The sequence below is a fragment of the Caulobacter sp. AP07 genome, from assembly GCF_000281955.1.
Classification (GTDB): Bacteria; Pseudomonadota; Alphaproteobacteria; order Caulobacterales; family Caulobacteraceae; genus Caulobacter.
Genome location: NZ_AKKF01000172.1, coordinates 21,802 through 37,671 on the forward strand (window position 1 = coordinate 21,802; position 15,870 = coordinate 37,671).

The window sequence follows — 15,870 nt, forward strand, 5'->3', positions numbered from 1 at the left end:
GCGTTAAGGAGACCCGGACGTGTCGTGCTAAGTCGGTCTACGGAAAGGGTTTTTTGGCCCGGTCCGCGTTCCCTCCCTTCGCCGGCATGACCCGGATCAGGTTCGACGGGTCAGGGCCTGCGCCCAATCTCAGCCGCGCGAAGCGGCCCCCCGGTGAACGGGGGGACACTAGGCCGACTGACGTGCGGGTCAAGGGCGCGGCGCAAGCCTGTCCCGCGCGCGGTCCAGCAGGGAGCGCCGGGCCAGGGCCCGTTCCAGCCGCTCGAGCGCCGCCAGCGCCGCCTCCGCCTCCTGGTCCAGCTCGACCGCCGCCTCGGCCAGGGCGCGCCACAAGGGCGCCAGCCGCTCGACCAGGGCCTGGCCCTGGTCGGTCAGCCGCAGGGCCCGCCGCCGCCCGTCGCGAGCGTCCGCTTCCCAGCTGATCAGCCCGGCCGCCGTCAGGGCCTGGCGTACCTGGCTGACGGCGACGTGGCTGACCTCCAGGGCGGCGGCCAGCTCGCCCACCGACAGGGGCCCGAACAGCGACAGCAGGTTGAGCACACCGAACCAGCGCTGTTCGAAGTCCACGCCGATTTCGGCATAGAGCCGCCCGGCGTCCCGGTCGATCCGCTCGGACAGGCGGCGCAGGCGCGCGCCGATCGCCGCCGCCCCGGCGCGGGTGGTGTAGGCGCCGAGATCGGGTGGGTCCGCATCCGCCATTGACAATATCCGTAAGCACTTACATTTCTGGAGCTCAGCTTTAGCGGAGATCGGCGCGGATGAACAGACGGCGTTTCATGGCGGCTTGCGCCCTGGCGGCCGGGAACGGATGGGCGTCCGACAGCTGGCGCCAGGCCCTGGATCCCTCGGAACCCCAGGCGGCGCGGGCCTGGCTCCGGCGATGGCTGGCGGTGTTCAATACCGGCGATCCCGTCGCCTATCGCGCCTTCGTCCTGGCCCACGCCCCCGACCTGGCGCCCTATGTCGACGAGGACCTGGGGGTGCTGGAGGCGTCCGGCGGTTTCGACCTGCTGCGCACCGAGGTCGCGGGCCCCGACGCGGTGACGGCCTTCGTCAAGGACCGCGCCTGGGACCGGTTCTCGAAGGTGACGCTCAGCGCCGAGGGCGACGCGAAGATCTCCGACCTGACCTTCGGCGGCGCCCCGGCCCCGGCCGGGTTCCAGGTCCCCCGGCTGGACGAGCGCGCGGCGGTCGCGGCCCTGGCCGCAAAGCTGAAGCGCCAGGCCGGCGCGGGGCTGTTCTCCGGCGCCGTCCTGGTCGCCCGAAGCGACCGGACGCTGTTTCGCGCCGCCCATGGCCTGGCCGACCATGACCGTCGGCGGGCCAACACCCCGGGCACGCGGTTCTGCATCGGCTCGATGGGCAAGATGTTCACCGCCGTGGCGATCGTCCAGCTGATCCAGGCCGGACGGCTTGGCCTGACCGACACCGTCGCCACCCACCTGCCCGACTATCCGAACCCGGCCCTGGCCAGGCGCCTGACCATCGAACAGCTGCTCACCCACACGGGCGGCACGGGCGACATCTTCGGCCCGTTCCACGACGCCCACGCCGCCGAACTGGTCACCCTGGCCGACTATGTCCGGCTCTACGGCCCGCGCGCGCCGGTCTTCGAGCCGGGCGCGCGGTGGGGCTACAGCAACTACGGCTTCGTGCTGCTGGGGGCGATCCTCGAGCGGGTCGGCGGCCAGCCCTACGAGGCCTGGTTCGCCGAGCGGGTCTTCCGGCCCGCCGGGATGACCGCCACCAGCCAGCGCCCCGACGGCGGCGGCCCGACCGCCCTGCCCTATACCGGCACCGTCCGCTCCGGCCTCCACGCCCCGACGCCCTATCTGGGCCTGCCGGCCGGCGGCGGCTATTCCACGGTCGACGACCTGCGCGCCTTCGCGACCGCCCTGAACGACCACCGGCTGCTCGACCCCCGGCACACCGCGCTCCTGACCACCGGCCGGGTGGACGCCTCCGGCGGTTCGCGCTGGGCGCTCGGCTTCAGGGTCCAGACCCGCAACGGCGAGCCCTGCCACGGCCACGGCGGCGGCGCGCCGGGGGTCAACGGCGACCTGGCGATCTATCCCCGCTCGGGTTACGTGACCATCGCCCTCGCCAACCGCAGCCATCCGATGGCCGCCAACGCCAGCGAATATGCCGGCAACCGCCTTCCGACTCCTCCGACGACGACGTGACGGGGCCGACCTTCACGAACGCGTGAGGCCTGTATCGATACCGCCGGCATGCCCGAATAGCGGGATGTGACCTGACGGGCCCATCCGGCCGCCGTCCGGTCGCGCACGCAAGCAGGCAAGGAAAATATCGGCATGGCTCGATCAGATCTCGACACGCGGGTCGCCCGCGATCCCGACCGCCGGGCCGTCCTGGGCGCGGCCCTGGGTTCCCTCGTCCTGGCGGCGGGCGGAACGCCCGCCCTGGCCCGGACTCCGGTCCGCAACATCGTGCTGGTCCATGGGGCCTGGGCCGACGGCTCGTGCTGGACGGACGTCATCGTCCGGCTGCAGGCGGCGGGGTTCAACGTCACCGCCGTGCAGAACCCGCTCACCTCGCTCGCCGACGACGTCGCCGCGACGAGGCGGGCCCTGGCCCTGCAGGACGGCCCGACGGTGCTGGTCGGCCACTCGTGGGGCGGGACGGTGATCACCCAGGCCGGCGACGATCCCAAGGTCACGGCCCTGGTCTACGTGGCCGCCCGCGCGCCCGACGCCGGCGAGGACTTCAACGCCCTGGCCGCCCGCTACCCGACCATGCCGGCGCGGGCGGGCGTCCTGAAGGCCGACGGCTTTTCGCGGCTTTCGGAAGAGGCCTTCCTGAAGCACTTCGCGGGCGACGTGGAACGGAGCCGGGCCCGCGTCCTCTATGCGGCGCAGCAGCCCATCGCCGACGACCTGTTCACCGGCAAGACCACCGTCGCGGCGTGGCGGACCAAGCCGTCCTTCTACGCGGTGTCCGCCCTGGACCAGACCACCTCGCCCGAACTGGAACGGTTCCTCGCCGCTCGGATGAAGGCCAGGACCATCGAACTGGCGTCCAGCCACCTGTCGATGATCTCCCACGCCCCGGCGATCGCAGACCTGATCTCGACGGCGGCGAACGCGACGGGTTGAGGCCGGCGCCTACAGCGTCCGCGCCGCGAACGTGTCGCAGGCGCCCGGGTCGCCGGCGTCGTAGCCCTTGCCGAACCACCGCATGCGCTGGGCGCTGGTGCCGTGGGTGAAGCTGTCGGGCATGACCCGGCCCTGGCTCTGTTCCTGGATGGCGTCGTCGCCGACCGCCGCCGCCGCGCCCAGGCCGTCCTCGATGTCGGCCCGGGTGATGGCGATGCCGCCGCCCGAGGCCTCGGGCGCGTGCCGGGCCCAGACGCCGGCGTAGCAGTCGGCCTGCAGCTCCAGCCGCACCGAGCCGCTGGTCGCCCCGCGCGCGCCCATCCGCTGGGCCTGGTCGGAAGCGCCGGTCAGGGTCTGGATGTGGTGGCCGATCTCGTGGCTGATCACATAGGCGCGGGCGAACTCGCCCTTGGCCCCGAAGCGGGTTTCCAGCTCGTTCCAGAAGCTGGTGTCCAGATAGACCTTGCGGTCGGCCGGGCAGTAGAACGGCCCCATGGCCGACTGGCCCGTGCCGCAGCCGGTGCCGGTCGCCTGGGTGTAGAGCACCACGGAGGCCGGCGGCGTGTAGCGGATGTCGTGCTTGGCCAGGACCGGGCCCCAGACGTCGGCGTTGGAGGTCTCGATCACGTCGATGAACTGGCCCTCGGCGTCGGCGACCTGGCCGCGCGAACCTTCCTGGGCGGCGGGCTGCTGCGTGCCCTGGACCGCGTTCATCGTGGTCTGCGGATCGACCCCGAACACGAAATAGCCGATCAGGGCCAGCACAACCGCGCCGACGCCGCCGCCCGCCACCCCGACCGGCCCCAGGCCGCGCCGGTCCTCGATATTGCCTGAGCGGCGTCCCCGACCCCATTCCATACGATCGTTCTCCGGTTTGTTCTGGCTAGCTAGTAGGCGGGCGTGATGGCGCGCAGGCGGGCGTTGCTCTCGGCCAGGCGCTGATCGGTCAGCGCGTCGATGCGCGCCGCGTCGGCGGCGAGGTCGGCGGCGTCCGGTCCGCGCAGCGGAACCACCGGCAAGGCGGGCCGCAAGGTCGGCTCGGTCGGCGGGTTGGCGGCGGACTCCAGCGCGCGCAGGGTCAGCTGGGTGTTGTAGCGGTTCTGGGCGGCGGAGATCTCGCGCTGGGCGGCCAGGAGGCTCTGGCGGGAGATTTCCTGCTGCTGCCGGATCTCGCTCTGTTGCCGCAGGACCCTCAGATCGACCTGGGCCAGCGCCGGCGGGCCGACGGCCAGCAACGCCGCGGCGGCGCCGATGGCCGTCGTCATCCAAAGTCGAGCCGTAGGCATCACGCGCGCTCCGAGTCTCCCGGGCCCCGAGCCTAGCGCATTCCGCGCGTCGGTTTCAGGGCCGCTTGACGGTAAAACGCGTCAGCTCCTTTTTCGGCGCATCCCAGTCGGGATCCAGTTCGGCGGCCTTGCTGTAGTCGCGATAGGCGGCCGTCACGTCGCCCAGGTTCTCATGGGCGATGGCGCGGTTGTAGAAGGCCTTTTGCGGATCCTTGACGCCCAGGGCCAGGCCCCGGTCGATCTGGGTCAGACCCTCGCCGTAACGCTTTGTGCCGACATAGGCCGCGCCGCGATTGACGAAGGCCTCGCCCAGGTTCGGATCGATCTGTGACGCCGCATCGAAGTCGCTGACCGCGCGGACATAGTCGCGCTGGCGCATCTGCAGCACGCCACGGTTGACATAGGTGCGGGCGCGGTCGCGGAAGCTCAGGGTCTCGGTCTCCAGGGCCAGGGTGCAGGTCGTCACCGAGGCCCGGTCCGAGCGGCCGTTGATCGCGGCGATCGAGCAGTCCTTGGCCGCGCCGCCGCCGATCACCAGGGTCGAGGCGCTGGCCGCCCCGGCGCACAGCAGGGCGGTCGCGGCGAGGCCGGCGGTCCACGGGGCGGATTGAAGCCAAGCCATGCGTTTCTCCCATTCCGGGCGCGGCCGTCTGGCGAGACGCGCGCGCCCCTCCTTGCCGAAACGATGGGAGCAGTCGCGCGGAAGCCGCGCCGGGTCGTGCTTTTGTGGGCGGCAACATAGCACGGCCATGCGCTAGGCTGTAGGGGATCGACGATCGCCGGTTCTTCAGAGTGAGAGACGCCCGCATGCATCTGGCCCGCTTCCCCCGCGCCCGCTTCGCCCACCTACCCACGCCGCTGGAGCCCTTGCCCCGCCTGGGCGCCGAGCTGGGGATCGACCTGTGGGTCAAGCGCGACGACTGCACCGGCCTGGCCGGCGGCGGCAACAAGACCCGCAAGCTGGAATTCCTGCTCGGCGAAGCCTTGGCCCAAGGCTGCGACACCCTGGTGACCCAGGGCGCGGTGCAGTCCAACCACGTGCGCCAGACCATCGCCGCCGGGGTCCGCTTCGGCCTGGCCAGCGAGATCATCCTGGAGGAGCGCACCGGCTCCAAGGCGTCCGACTACACGGGCAACGGCAATGTGCTGCTCGACCGGCTGATGGGCGCTTCGATCCGCTTCGTGCCCGGCGGGACCGACATGGTCGCCGAGCTGGAGAGCAGCGCCGAAGCGGTGCGCCAGCGCGGCGGCAAGCCCTATGTGATCCCCGGCGGCGGCTCGAACACGGTCGGGGCCCTGGGCTATGTGGACTGCGCCCGCGAACTGGTGGTCCAGGCCGACGAACGCGACCTGAAGATCGACCGCCTGGTCACCGCCACCGGCAGCGCCGGCACCCACGCCGGCCTGGTGGCCGGCTTCGCGACGCTCAGCGTCGACATCCCGATCCTCGGCTTCGGCGTCCGCGCGCCCAAGGCCAAGCAGGAGGAAAACGTCTTCAACCTGGCGCTGGCCACCGCCGAGACGATCGGCGCGGCAGGCCGGGTGACCCGTGAGATGGTGGTCGCCGACTGCGACTATGTCGGCGCGGGCTACGGCCTGGTCGACCAGGGGGTGATCGACGCCCTGACCCTGGCGGCCCGCACCGAGGGCCTGCTGCTGGACCCGGTCTATTCGGGCAAGGCGATGAAGGGCCTGATCGACCAGGCCCGCAAGGGCGCGTTCAAGGGCCAGCGGGTGGTGTTCCTGCACACCGGCGGCGCGCAGGGGCTGTTCGGCTATCAGAGCGAGCTGGAAGCGGCGCTGACGGCCTGATTTGACAATAACGGTCGTCATCCCCCGCTTTATGCGGGGGACCCAAGCTGCTTTGGCCTTCTTGCATCGCCGCTTGGGTCCCCCGAACAAGTCGGGGGATGACGAACCTTGGAGAGGTGGAATTGATGACCAAGACTCTTCCCCCAAAGGTGTTGGGCGTCCTCGGCGGCATGGGCCCGGCCGCCACCCTGGACTTCCTGGCCAAGCTGCAGGCCGCCACGCCGGTGGCCCGTGAGCAGGATCACTTGCGGGTGCTGGTCGACATCAACCCCAAGGTCCCCGACCGCAACGCCGGCGACGACGCCGCCGGCCCGGTGCTGGCGGCCATGGCCGTGGGCCTGCGCGAGGCCGGGGCCCAGGTCCTGGCCATCGCCTGCAACACCGCCCACGCTTACGCTGAGCAAGTAAAGGCCAGTGGGCTGCCTCTGGTGGACCTGATCGAGACCGCCGGCCTGGCGGCCCAGGCGCACGGCGCGGCGCGGGTCGGCGTGCTGGGCACCGGCGGGGCCCTGGCCCTCTATCGCCGGACCTTCTCGCGCCAGGCCATCGAGGCGGTCACCCTGGACGACCACGAGCAGGTCGAGTTCATGGCCCTGCTCTACCGCATCAAGCACGGCGACCTGGGCCCGGCCTCCCGCGAGACCATGGCCGCCCTGGCCCACCGTCTGGTCGGCAAGGGCGCGCAGGTGGTGGTGGCCGGCTGCACCGAGGTGCCCTTGGTGATGGGCGCAGCCGATCTGAGCGTGCCGTTCATCGACGCGACCGAGGCCCTGGCGCGGCGGTGCGTGGCGGTGTGTCTGGCGGACTGACGACGCTCAGCCGCCGAACGGACTGGCCGATATCAGCGCCGCCACCGGCAAGCCGATCAACGCGCCCCAGAAGGCGGCCTTCAGCAGGGCACGGTTCGCCGTACCGATGTTCAGCTCCGGATGGCGGTCGCCCCCCTTCTCCGACACCCGTCGCAGCGGCGGGACCCAGTAGACCGCAGAATTGACGACCACGCCGCCCAGGCAGACCGCCGGCCAGATCAAGGCCAGGAGCACTACTACCGCCTGCGGCTGGACCGGCCCGCGCAGGATTTCGGCAAACCGTTCGGTGTCCTTAGGGTGGAAAGCCACATGCAGCGGCCAAAGGGCGTATCGGCTAAAGGCGCCCATCAGTCCAAAAGCCAAACCGATCACCAGTAGTCGCTCAATGGGCTTCCACCACGACCGTTGCGCTTCCTGCCGCGCCCGAAAGCCGGGACGCAGCTTCTCCATCAGCGGATCGAGGCTCATTCGGCCGCCCGCGCCATTTCGACGAACGGCGACACCACGCCCATCGCCCGCGAGACGTAGATCTCCTTCTCGCCCACCGGCGCCACGTAGTGGAGCGCCGCCTCGGCCTCCGCCCGGCCGGCGCCGCGCAGGATCATCCAGGCGGCGAGATATTGCGAGGCCAGGCAGCCGCCGGCTGTCGCCACGTTGCCGTTGGCGAAGAACGGCGCGTCGATGACCTCGACGCCGGCCTCGACCACCCAGGGCTTGGTGGTCAGGTCGGTGCAGGCCGGAACCCCGTCGATCAGGCCCAGCTTGGCCAGGATCAGCGTGCCCGAGCACTGGGCGGCGATCAGCTGGCGCGACGGGTCGAGGCGGATCTGGGACAACAGGCCGGCGTCGGCGGCGACCTCGCGGGTGCGCACGCCGCTGCCGATGATCACCGCGTCGGCCTGGGCGGCGAAGGCCAGCGGCTGCTGGCGGCGCACGGTGACGCCGTTCATCGAGGTCACTTCCTCGGTCGGCGCGGTGATGTGGGCTTTCCAGCCCTTGGGCTTCAAGCGATTGAGGATCGCCGCGGCGATGAACGAGTCCAGCTCGTTGAAACCATCGAAGGTCAGAACCGCGATCTGCATGGGCGTCGCTCCTCGCCCCGAGCAGTGCCACGGGACGGGCGACGCATCAAGGCGGCGGCGAGCGCCCTACTCGGCCGCGAAACGCGCGAAGCTGCGGGGTTCGGGCTTGATCGAGACCTGGGTCCGGATCCCCTCGTCGAACAGGGCGCTGGCGTAGTCGAGCGCGGCCTTGTAGGCGGCCTCCTGGGTCGAGTGGCGCGACAGGGTCTGGCCCTGACGCTCCACCGCCCAGTCGAACGGCTTGGTGACAACCATGATCGAGTCCATGGCCTGCTCCTGATCCGACGGCTCCGGCGCCGCACGTGATCCCCCGCAGTCATAGACCCCCGATTCCGCCTCCCCGACTATGCAGAACGGCGCAGTTTCGATCCGTGCGCGTCGGTTTCGGCGGCGCTAGTGGCCGCAGCAGCCGCCATGGCCGCCACCGCCGTAGCGACCGCCGCCGGACACCGTGACGCTGCTCGAGGACCGGGCGCTCGAACTGGCGCTGGACGCGGCGCCGACGCCCGACCAGGCCCGGCCGTAGCCGCCCGCGCCGTAATAGGGCTGACCGCCGTACGACCGGCCGCCGTAGGACCGCCCGCCGTACGATTGCCCGCCGTTCCAGCCGCCGCCGACGCCGTACCGGGCCGTCGTCCCGCCGTAATAGTAGCCGTCGAGCGACTGGGCGTAGCCGTCGCCGGCCAGGTAGCTGCCCTGCGAGCTCCAGCCGTCGCCGTCATAGCGCTCGCTGTAGGACTCGTAGCTTTCCTCGGAGCTCTCGACGGCGGAACCGCCATAGACGCGGCCATGGTCCTGGTAGACACGGCGGTCGTCGTCGCAGTCGCAGCCGCGACGATAGTCGACCCGCGGCGGCTGGCGCTCGACATAGACCGGCACGCGCTTCTCGATGATCCGGTCCACCGGACGATCGACATAGACCGGGCGATCCACAGGAACCTCCACGCGCCGCTCGACCACGCGGTCGACGGGGCGATCGATATAGACCGGGCGATCGACGGGACGGTCGACGACGCGCACCACCGGCACCTCGACGCGCTTCTCGACGATGCGGTCGACGGGAACTTCCACCCGCTTCTCGACGATGCGGTCCACCGGACGATCGACATAGACGGGGCGGTCGACGGGCTTTTCGACGATCTTGACGACCGGAACCTCGACCCGCTTCTCGACAATCCGGTCCACCGGACGGTCGACATAGACCGGGCGATCGACGGGCACTTCGACCCGGTGTTCGATATAGACCGGCTGCTTGACGATCTTGTCGACATAGACCGGGCGTTCAACGACCCGCACCCGGACCGCCGGCTTTCGCGCTGGCCTGGCCTTGGCGACGGGCGTGACGCGGGCGGGATAGCCGTCCGCCGCGGCGGTCGAGACCAGGACCGGGCCCAGGGCGGCGAAGGTGATCGCCGCGGCTCCGATCAGGAGAATGTTCTTCGGGTTCATGCCTAGCGCCTTTCCGACTCCGCCGCTCCGCGCTTGCCGGCCGCTTCCCCCGAAGCGCGGTCGAAAAAACGTCCCATTCTGGGTCGCGACATGGGAGTTGCAGCAAGGCCTGGACCACGCCCCGTCCCGCTCGGGCGGACTACAGCCCGAAGATCCGCCTTAGCCATTTCGGCACACGGTGCGGACGAGGCTCCGCCTCGACCGCCGCCTCGTCGCCGCCGGCCTCCCCGCGCGAGACCCTGGGGACCGGCGGACTGTCGCGGGCGATCAGGCCGGCCTTCAGGCCGCTGGTCATGACGTCGCGCCAGATGCGGGCCGGGATGTCGCCGCCGACCACGCGGCTCATCGGCGAATGGTCGTCGTTGCCGACCCACACCCCGACCACCAGGTCGCCGGTGAAGCCGACGAACACCGCGTCGCGATAGTCCTGGGTGGTGCCGGTCTTGCCGTAGGCGCGCTGGGAAAGGCGGGCGGCGCGGCCAGTGCCCTCCTGAACCACTGCCCCCAGCATATCGAGCAAGGCGGCGCGCTGGCCGGGGTCCAGGGCCACCGTGGTCGGCGCGGCGACGCGCGGGCGGCCGTAGGGCTCGACCGGCGTCTTGCCCGAGGCCACGGCGGTGTAGGCGGCGGTCAGCTCCAGCAGGCTGGTCTCGGCCGTGCCCAGGGCCAGGGTGGCGTCGTCCTCGCGCAGCGGCGAGGTGATCCCCAGGTCACGCGCCGCCTTCACCACCGCCGGACCACCGGCCGTCTGGTAGACCCGCGCGGCGATGACGTTGTTGGACTGGGCGAAGGCGTCGCGCAGGGTCAGGTCGCGCCCGCCGCCGCCTTCGTAATTGCTGGGCGTCCAGCCGCCGATGGTCACCGGTGCGCCGACCACCAGGCTGTCGGGGCCGGCCCCGTCGCGCAGGGCGGCCAGGTAGACGAACAGCTTGAAGGCGCTGCCGGGCTGGCGCTTGGCCTGGACGGCGCGGTTGAACGGACTCTGGCGGTAGTTTCGCCCGCCGACCATGGCCACCACCTGGCCGTCCGGCCGCATCGCCACCAGGGCCACCTGCCCGGCCCTGGCCCCAAGGCGCCCTGGGCCGGACGACGCCATGCCCCGCGCCACCGCCCGCTCCGCCAGGCGCTGCAGGCGGGAGTCCAGGGTGGTGGGGACCTTGACCTCGCCATAGGCCGCGCCGTCGAAAGCCGACTTGACCTGTGGCGAGATCCAGTCGGCGAAATAGCCGCCCACCGGCAGGGCGGCGCGGGCCACCGGGACCTTGACCTGGCCGGCCTCGCGCCCCTGCTCGGGCGTGATGGCCTTGGTCTCGACCATGGCGTCCAGCACCAGCCGGGCCCGCCGCCTCGCCGCCTCGGGGTGGTCGACGGGGTCGAGGTCGACCGGGGCCTTGACGATCCCGGCCAGGATCGCCGCCTCGCCGATCGTCAGCTGTTCGGGCGGCTTGCCGAAATAGTGCCGGGCCGCCGCGCCCAGGCCGTAGACCCCGTCGCCGAAATAGATGCTGGAGAGGTAGCGCGACAGGATCTCGTCCTTGGACAGCCGCAGCTCCAGCCACAGGGCGATCATCGCCTCCTGGCCCTTGCGGCGCAGGCTGCGCTCGGGCGCGAGGAAGGCGTTCTTGGCCAGTTGCTGGGTGATGGTGCTGCCGCCCTGGACGGTGCGGTGGGCCTTGGCGTTGACCACGAAGGCGCGGGTGACCCCCACCAGGTCGATGCCCAGGTGGTGGTAGAAGCGGCGGTCCTCGATGGCCAGGAAGGCGGCCGGCACGTGCTTGGGCAGCGCCGTGATCACCACCGGCGGCTCCTTGTAGGCGCCGCGCCGGGCGAACGGCTGGCCCCGGTTGTCGAGCAGGATGATCGCCCGGCTGGGCAGCGGCTCCAGGGCGCGCGAGATCGGCAGGCTGGAGCCCAGCCAGACCAGCGGCGCGACCAGCGCCAGCAGCGCCCCGAGCCCAACCCCGAACAGCAGCCGGCGCCTGATCACGAAGGCGCGCGCCGCGATCCAGGCCGGGGCCAGTCGGGCCTTCACATCCTCTGGGACCATACGCGCCGCGCCTCCTCGGCTCAGCGCCGCTCAAGCTCGCAAAACGAACCGGGGACAAGGGATCAGGAGAGGGCGGCGATTCAAAGGCGGGAGGTCTCGTCCTATTCCGCCGGCAACTGCATGAAGGCGTCGATCCTGTCCAAGGCCGACAGCGGCGAGCGGATACTGCAGCGCAGCCCCTCGGCGCGGTAGTCGACATCGACCTGCCCGCCCAGTTCTCCCGGCAAGGCCAGTTCGACGATCCGCGAGCCGAAGCCGCGTCGTTCCGGCGGCCGGACCGTGGGACCGTCCCGCTCGACCCACTCGATGTTCAGCCGATCGCCGCCCTCCACCGACCAGCGGATGTCCACGTGGCCCGCCGCCACCGACAGGGCGCCGTATTTCAGGGCGTTGATCGCCAGTTCGTGGAAGGCCAGGGCCATGACCACCGCCGGCTTGGGCGAGACCAGCAGGTCATCGCCGGTGATGGTCAGCTGGCCGGGATTGGAGCGGTAGGGCGTCACCGATCCGTCGATGATCTGGCGCAGGCTGGCGGCCGACCAGTTCTCGTCGGTCAGCACGTTGTGGGTGGCGGCGATGGCCATCAGCCGCCCTTCGAACGCGCCGCGCACCGCCAGGTCGACGCCGGCGTTGCGCAGCGACTGGCTGGCGATCGACTGGATGGTGGCCAGGGTGTTCTTCACCCGGTGGTTCAGTTCGTTGACCAGCAACTGGCGCTGGGCTTCCGACCGCATCTCGCCGGTGACGTCGCGCGAGGTGGCCAGCACCCGGGTCACCCGTCCCGCGTCGAGGATCGGCGAGACCGTGGTGTCCCACCAGCGCAGGGCGCCCTTGGCCGTGGGGCAGATGGCCCTGAAGGCGGTCGCCTCTCCCGCCATGGCCCGGCGCAGCGCGTGCTCGACGGCGGGACGGCTCTCGGCCGGCCACATGTCGGGCCAGTATTTCAGGCGGTTTCGGCCCTCGAAATCCTCGATCTCGAACACCGCCTGGCCCTGGGCGTTCATGTACTCGACAAAGCCCTCGGCGCTGATCACCCGGATACAGTCGCGGCTGGCCTCGACGATGCTGAGGAAGTACGCGCCCGCGCCTTCCAGAACGGCTTTGTCAGATCCCTCGTCCGCCACCGGGGTCTCCTCGCACACTTCCATGATCACCCGCCCGGGCGACAATTCAAGCGATGCGTGTATTTCGGAGGGGCGTTTGGCGCCGGGGCGGCCCGGCGGCCTAATCGGCGCGCTCTTCGCGGCTGGCTTCCAGCATGCCGACCAGGGCCGCCGACAGACGCGAGGTCTGGGCCATGCGGCGCAGGGCCTCGCGGGCGTGGTCGCTCTCGGCGATCTCGGCTTGCCGCTCGAGGCGCTCGGCTTCGTCCAGGTGGTCGAGTTGGCTGGGCATAGAGAATATTTACGAGAGGTGAATACGCCGGACCATGTGACCACTGGTCGCAGAACAGTGTAACCTCACATAAAAAACAACGCCTTACGATGTTAGCGGTCCCATAAAATGAAAACGGCCCCGAGGTCATTGCTGACCCGGGGCCGTCGTCCTGTTCCCCAACAGGACGGCGTCGCGCGCAACCAAATCCGGCGCGGCGGCGTCGCCTCAAAGAACGTGGCGTTGTTCTCGCCGAACGCCCGTCCCGGCACAAGATGACGCCCTGTCGCAGGTGACGTGACGTCATCAACCGTCGCTATGCGAAAAGCCTCTGGTCAAGTCATGACACCGGTATCATAACTAGCGCCAACAACGCGCCGACCAACGGGCGACAAGGGTTTCGGCACGACCGGACCGGGAGGACGCCAAGGGATCGCGGGGGTGGAAGGCCCCTCTCGCTCCCCCTCGCCGGCCGTCGTGGCGCGTCCTTGCGTCGCGGTTCGGCGTGACAGGCCCTGGGAGAGTCCGACCATCATGCCGCTGAGCCCGCTGACCCGTCGCCGCCTGTTGGCGACCACCACCGCGACCTTCGCCGCCGCCGCGGCCCTGGCCCCGCTCCAGGCCCTGGCCCAGGGCGTCGCCCCGGCCAAGGACCAGGTGCTGGCCACGATGAAGAAGGCCACCACCTTCATGGCCGAGAAGGCCGCCTACGAGGGCGGCTACGTCTGGAGCTACCTGCCCGACTTCTCCCGCCGGTTCGGCGAGATGGAAGCCTATCCGACCATGATCTGGGTGCAGCCGCCCGGCACGGCGACCATGGGCCACCTGTTCCTCGACGCCTACCACGCCACCGGCGACATCTATTACTACGAGGCCGCCAAGAAGGCCGCCTCGGCCCTGATCAAGATCCAGCATCCGGCCGGCGGCTGGAGCTACATGGGCGACCTGGCCGGCGAGGCCTCGCTGAAGAAATGGTACGACACCATCGGCAAGAACGGCTGGCGGCTCGAGGAATTCCAGCACTACTACGGCAACGCCACCTTTGACGACGAAGGCACCTCCGAAAGCGCCCAGTTCCTGCTGCGGCTCTATCTGGAAAAGAAGGACAAGGCCTTCAAGCCCGCCCTCGACAAGGCCATCGCCTTCGTCCTCGACAGCCAGTACCCGGTCGGCGGCTGGCCCCAGCGCTTCCCGCTGATGGGCGGCTTCGCCAACAAGGGCCACGAGGACTATACCGGCTACATCACCTTCAACGACTCCGTGGCCGACGAGAACATCAAGTTCCTGATCATGGTCTGGCAGACCCTGGGCGACAAGCGCGTGCTGGAGCCGATCCACCGGGCCATGGACTGCTTCGTCGCCGCCCAGCAGCCGATGCCGCAGCCCGGCTGGGGCCTGCAGCATACGGTGGCCGACCTCAAGCCGGCCGGCGCCCGCACCTATGAGCCGAAGGCCTTCGCCAGCCACACCAGCGCTGGCAATCTCGAGAACCTGATGGATTTCTACGAGCTGACGGGCGATCCGAAATACCTGGCCCGCGTCCCCGAGTGCATCGACTGGCTGGCCTCGCTGAAGCTCGACGACAAGATCGCCCCGGGCAAGCCGCGCTACCCGACCTTCATCGAGATCGGCACCAACCAGCCGCTCTACGTGCACCGCCGCGGCTCCAACGTGTTCAACGGCGAGTACTTCGTCGACAAGCACTGGGAAAACACCATCGTCCACTACTCGTCGTTCCGGTCGGTCAATATCGACAAGCTGCGCAAGCGCTACGCGACGCTGAAGGCCACCCCGCCCGAGGTGGTCAGCAAGGCCTCGCCGCTGAAGGGCGGCGCCAAGCCCCTGCCGCGCTACTTCACCACCGGCGACATCTCGGTGTCGGACCTCAACATCGGCACGCTGAAGGCCGCCGACGGCAAGACCACCGCCGCCGACGCCGCCGCCCTGATGGCCGGCCTCAACAGCGAGGGCTGGTGGCCCACCGAGATGAAGGCGGTCAGCAACCCCTATATCGGCGACGGTTCGACCACCGTGACCCCGGGCGAGTTCTCCCAGACCCGGGTCGGCGACCCCACCGACACCTCGCCCTACCTGGCCGACGTGCCGAAGATCGGCATCTCGACGGGCGCCTATATCGAGAACATGGCGGCGCTGATCCGGTACGTGACGGCGTAGAGCCCCTGACCCCTCTCCCCTTGCGGGAGAGGGTGGCCTCCGAAGGAGGTCGGGTGAGGGGTCGAAGAACAGAACCGCCGCGACAAGCCGAAAGGCCGGTCGCGGCGGTTTTCGTCTGAGCGACCCCTCATCCGTCGGCTGCGCCGACACCTTCTCCCGCAAGGGGAGAAGGATTCTTGAGCCCTTTGCGCATGAACCAGCGCGGATAGAACGGCGCGGGGCCTTCCAGGGTCGCGAACACCTCGAACCCCAGCCGCTCGTAGAACGGCCGGGCCTGGAAGGCGTAGGTGTCGAGCCACATCAGGTGGCAGCCGCGCCGACGGGCCTCGGCCTCGGCGCGGGCCATCAGCCGGGTCCCCAGGCCGGTGCGCCGCAGCGCCTCGGGCACCACGATCATGTCGACATAGAACGCGCCCCACCGCGACTGCGCCCACAACCCGCCCAGAACCGCCGTCTCGCCCGGCGCGGTGATCAGCAGGGCGAAGTCGTGGTTGTCGGGCGGCCCGACCTGCTCGCCCGTGAAGGCGCGCAGCACCGCCAGGCCTTGCTGGTAGGACTCCAGCGACGGTGTGTCGGTCTCTCGGATGACGGGTTCGAAGGTCATGGCGCGACGCTAGCCATCTTCTCCTCCCCCGTAAAACGGGGGAGGTGGCGGCGAAACCGACGGAGGGGGCGTCGGCAGGCGCGGGTAGAGGAGAAGAGCGTCTTGATCGTCCGGGG

17 protein-coding genes and 1 riboswitch are annotated in these 15,870 nt (G+C 70.2%); of the genes, 5 read left to right on the plus strand and 12 right to left on the minus strand.

Going from position 1 to position 15,870, the window contains the following annotated elements; translation table 11 throughout:
- Positions 1 to 56: 56 nt before the first annotated feature.
- Positions 57 to 163, minus strand: a riboswitch (TPP riboswitch).
- Positions 164 to 189: 26 nt separating this feature from the next.
- Positions 190 to 699, minus strand: coding sequence for a MarR family winged helix-turn-helix transcriptional regulator (locus PMI01_RS15170; protein ID WP_007670424.1), 510 nt, complete (start codon positions 697 to 699; stop codon positions 190 to 192).
- A 59-nt stretch (positions 700 to 758) separates the two neighbouring features.
- Here PMI01_RS15170 and PMI01_RS15175 point away from each other — a divergent pair, with 59 nt between their 5' ends.
- Both PMI01_RS15175 and PMI01_RS15180 read left to right on the plus strand, forming a co-directional pair.
- Positions 759 to 2,183 (plus strand): serine hydrolase domain-containing protein, encoded by a 1,425-nt coding sequence (locus tag PMI01_RS15175; protein ID WP_007670426.1) that lies wholly within the window; start codon positions 759 to 761, stop codon positions 2,181 to 2,183.
- 132 nt (positions 2,184 to 2,315) lie between these two features.
- Positions 2,316 to 3,116 (plus strand): alpha/beta fold hydrolase, encoded by an 801-nt coding sequence (locus PMI01_RS15180; RefSeq protein ID WP_007670427.1) that lies wholly within the window; start codon positions 2,316 to 2,318, stop codon positions 3,114 to 3,116.
- A gap of 9 nt (positions 3,117 to 3,125) precedes the next feature.
- Here PMI01_RS15180 and PMI01_RS15185 read toward each other — a convergent pair whose 3' ends face one another.
- From PMI01_RS15185 to PMI01_RS15195, 3 genes are all read right to left on the minus strand, one after another.
- Positions 3,126 to 3,974 carry a KPN_02809 family neutral zinc metallopeptidase gene (locus PMI01_RS15185; protein WP_007670428.1) on the minus strand — a complete coding sequence of 283 codons (849 nt, stop codon included), beginning with the start codon at positions 3,972 to 3,974 and terminating at the stop codon, positions 3,126 to 3,128.
- 29 nt (positions 3,975 to 4,003) lie between these two features.
- Positions 4,004 to 4,381 (minus strand): hypothetical protein, encoded by a 378-nt coding sequence (locus PMI01_RS15190; protein ID WP_157223793.1) that lies wholly within the window; start codon positions 4,379 to 4,381, stop codon positions 4,004 to 4,006.
- 76 nt (positions 4,382 to 4,457) lie between these two features.
- A complete protein-coding gene (locus PMI01_RS15195) occupies positions 4,458 to 5,024 on the minus strand; it encodes a tetratricopeptide repeat protein (protein ID WP_007670431.1) in 567 nt (188 codons plus the stop codon).
- A 185-nt stretch (positions 5,025 to 5,209) separates the two neighbouring features.
- Here PMI01_RS15195 and PMI01_RS15200 point away from each other — a divergent pair, with 185 nt between their 5' ends.
- Positions 5,210 to 6,214, plus strand: coding sequence for a D-cysteine desulfhydrase (locus tag PMI01_RS15200; RefSeq protein WP_007670433.1), 1,005 nt, complete (start codon positions 5,210 to 5,212; stop codon positions 6,212 to 6,214).
- Between the two features lie 125 nt (positions 6,215 to 6,339).
- Positions 6,340 to 7,023 (plus strand): aspartate/glutamate racemase family protein, encoded by a 684-nt coding sequence (locus tag PMI01_RS15205; protein ID WP_007670435.1) that lies wholly within the window; start codon positions 6,340 to 6,342, stop codon positions 7,021 to 7,023.
- A 6-nt stretch (positions 7,024 to 7,029) separates the two neighbouring features.
- Here PMI01_RS15205 and PMI01_RS15210 read toward each other — a convergent pair whose 3' ends face one another.
- The 7 genes from PMI01_RS15210 to PMI01_RS27485 form a co-directional block, all read right to left on the minus strand.
- Positions 7,030 to 7,491, minus strand: a complete 462-nt coding sequence (locus tag PMI01_RS15210) for a hypothetical protein (protein WP_007670440.1) — start codon at positions 7,489 to 7,491, stop codon at positions 7,030 to 7,032.
- The gene (locus tag PMI01_RS15215) at positions 7,488 to 8,105 is read right to left on the minus strand and encodes a DJ-1/PfpI family protein (protein WP_007670443.1); all 618 of its coding nucleotides are present in this window, start codon (positions 8,103 to 8,105) and stop codon (positions 7,488 to 7,490) included. The genes PMI01_RS15210 and PMI01_RS15215 overlap by 4 nt, the downstream gene beginning before the upstream one ends.
- Positions 8,106 to 8,171: 66 nt before the next feature.
- Complete coding sequence (locus PMI01_RS15220) at positions 8,172 to 8,372, minus strand: hypothetical protein (RefSeq protein WP_007670444.1); 201 nt, start codon at positions 8,370 to 8,372, stop codon at positions 8,172 to 8,174.
- 126 nt (positions 8,373 to 8,498) lie between these two features.
- Entirely contained in the window at positions 8,499 to 9,554 is a 1,056-nt protein-coding gene (locus tag PMI01_RS15225; protein WP_007670446.1) for an IMCp domain-containing protein, read from the minus strand.
- 139 nt (positions 9,555 to 9,693) lie between these two features.
- A complete protein-coding gene (locus tag PMI01_RS15230; RefSeq protein ID WP_007670448.1) occupies positions 9,694 to 11,601 on the minus strand; it encodes a transglycosylase domain-containing protein in 1,908 nt (635 codons plus the stop codon).
- Positions 11,602 to 11,702: 101 nt separating this feature from the next.
- On the minus strand, positions 11,703 to 12,725 hold the full coding sequence (locus PMI01_RS15235) for a sensor histidine kinase (protein WP_035036465.1): 1,023 nt from the start codon (positions 12,723 to 12,725) through the stop codon (positions 11,703 to 11,705).
- Between the two features lie 100 nt (positions 12,726 to 12,825).
- Positions 12,826 to 12,996, minus strand: a complete 171-nt coding sequence (locus PMI01_RS27485; RefSeq protein WP_007670452.1) for a hypothetical protein — start codon at positions 12,994 to 12,996, stop codon at positions 12,826 to 12,828.
- A gap of 513 nt (positions 12,997 to 13,509) precedes the next feature.
- Between PMI01_RS27485 and PMI01_RS15240 the strand changes: the two genes are divergently transcribed.
- Entirely contained in the window at positions 13,510 to 15,150 is a 1,641-nt protein-coding gene (locus PMI01_RS15240; protein ID WP_007670453.1) for a pectate lyase, read from the plus strand.
- A 127-nt stretch (positions 15,151 to 15,277) separates the two neighbouring features.
- Here the strand turns inward: PMI01_RS15240 and PMI01_RS15245 are convergent, their stop codons facing one another.
- The gene (locus PMI01_RS15245; protein WP_007670469.1) at positions 15,278 to 15,754 is read right to left on the minus strand and encodes a GNAT family N-acetyltransferase; all 477 of its coding nucleotides are present in this window, start codon (positions 15,752 to 15,754) and stop codon (positions 15,278 to 15,280) included.
- Positions 15,755 to 15,870 lie beyond the last annotated feature (116 nt).

Excerpts from the sequence above, each read along its gene's own strand:
- PMI01_RS15230 (WP_007670448.1), bottom strand. The coding sequence starts at position 11,601 with ATGGTCCCAGAGGATGTGAAGGCCCGACTGGCCCCGGCCTGGATCGCG.
- PMI01_RS15215 (WP_007670443.1), bottom strand. The coding sequence starts at position 8,105 with ATGCAGATCGCGGTTCTGACCTTCGATGGTTTCAACGAGCTGGACTCG.
- PMI01_RS15200 (WP_007670433.1), top strand. The coding sequence starts at position 5,210 with ATGCATCTGGCCCGCTTCCCCCGCGCCCGCTTCGCCCACCTACCCACG.
- PMI01_RS15175 (WP_007670426.1), top strand. The coding sequence starts at position 759 with ATGAACAGACGGCGTTTCATGGCGGCTTGCGCCCTGGCGGCCGGGAAC.
- PMI01_RS15225 (WP_007670446.1), bottom strand. The coding sequence starts at position 9,554 with ATGAACCCGAAGAACATTCTCCTGATCGGAGCCGCGGCGATCACCTTC.
- PMI01_RS15210 (WP_007670440.1), bottom strand. The coding sequence starts at position 7,491 with ATGAGCCTCGATCCGCTGATGGAGAAGCTGCGTCCCGGCTTTCGGGCG.
- PMI01_RS15240 (WP_007670453.1), top strand. The coding sequence starts at position 13,510 with ATGCCGCTGAGCCCGCTGACCCGTCGCCGCCTGTTGGCGACCACCACC.
- PMI01_RS15195 (WP_007670431.1), bottom strand. The coding sequence starts at position 5,024 with ATGGCTTGGCTTCAATCCGCCCCGTGGACCGCCGGCCTCGCCGCGACC.
- PMI01_RS15205 (WP_007670435.1), top strand. The coding sequence starts at position 6,340 with ATGACCAAGACTCTTCCCCCAAAGGTGTTGGGCGTCCTCGGCGGCATG.
- PMI01_RS15245 (WP_007670469.1), bottom strand. The coding sequence starts at position 15,754 with ATGACCTTCGAACCCGTCATCCGAGAGACCGACACACCGTCGCTGGAG.
- PMI01_RS27485 (WP_007670452.1), bottom strand. The coding sequence starts at position 12,996 with ATGCCCAGCCAACTCGACCACCTGGACGAAGCCGAGCGCCTCGAGCGG.
- PMI01_RS15220 (WP_007670444.1), bottom strand. The coding sequence starts at position 8,372 with ATGGACTCGATCATGGTTGTCACCAAGCCGTTCGACTGGGCGGTGGAG.
- PMI01_RS15185 (WP_007670428.1), bottom strand. The coding sequence starts at position 3,974 with ATGGAATGGGGTCGGGGACGCCGCTCAGGCAATATCGAGGACCGGCGC.
- PMI01_RS15170 (WP_007670424.1), bottom strand. The coding sequence starts at position 699 with ATGGCGGATGCGGACCCACCCGATCTCGGCGCCTACACCACCCGCGCC.
- PMI01_RS15190 (WP_157223793.1), bottom strand. The coding sequence starts at position 4,381 with ATGACGACGGCCATCGGCGCCGCCGCGGCGTTGCTGGCCGTCGGCCCG.
- PMI01_RS15180 (WP_007670427.1), top strand. The coding sequence starts at position 2,316 with ATGGCTCGATCAGATCTCGACACGCGGGTCGCCCGCGATCCCGACCGC.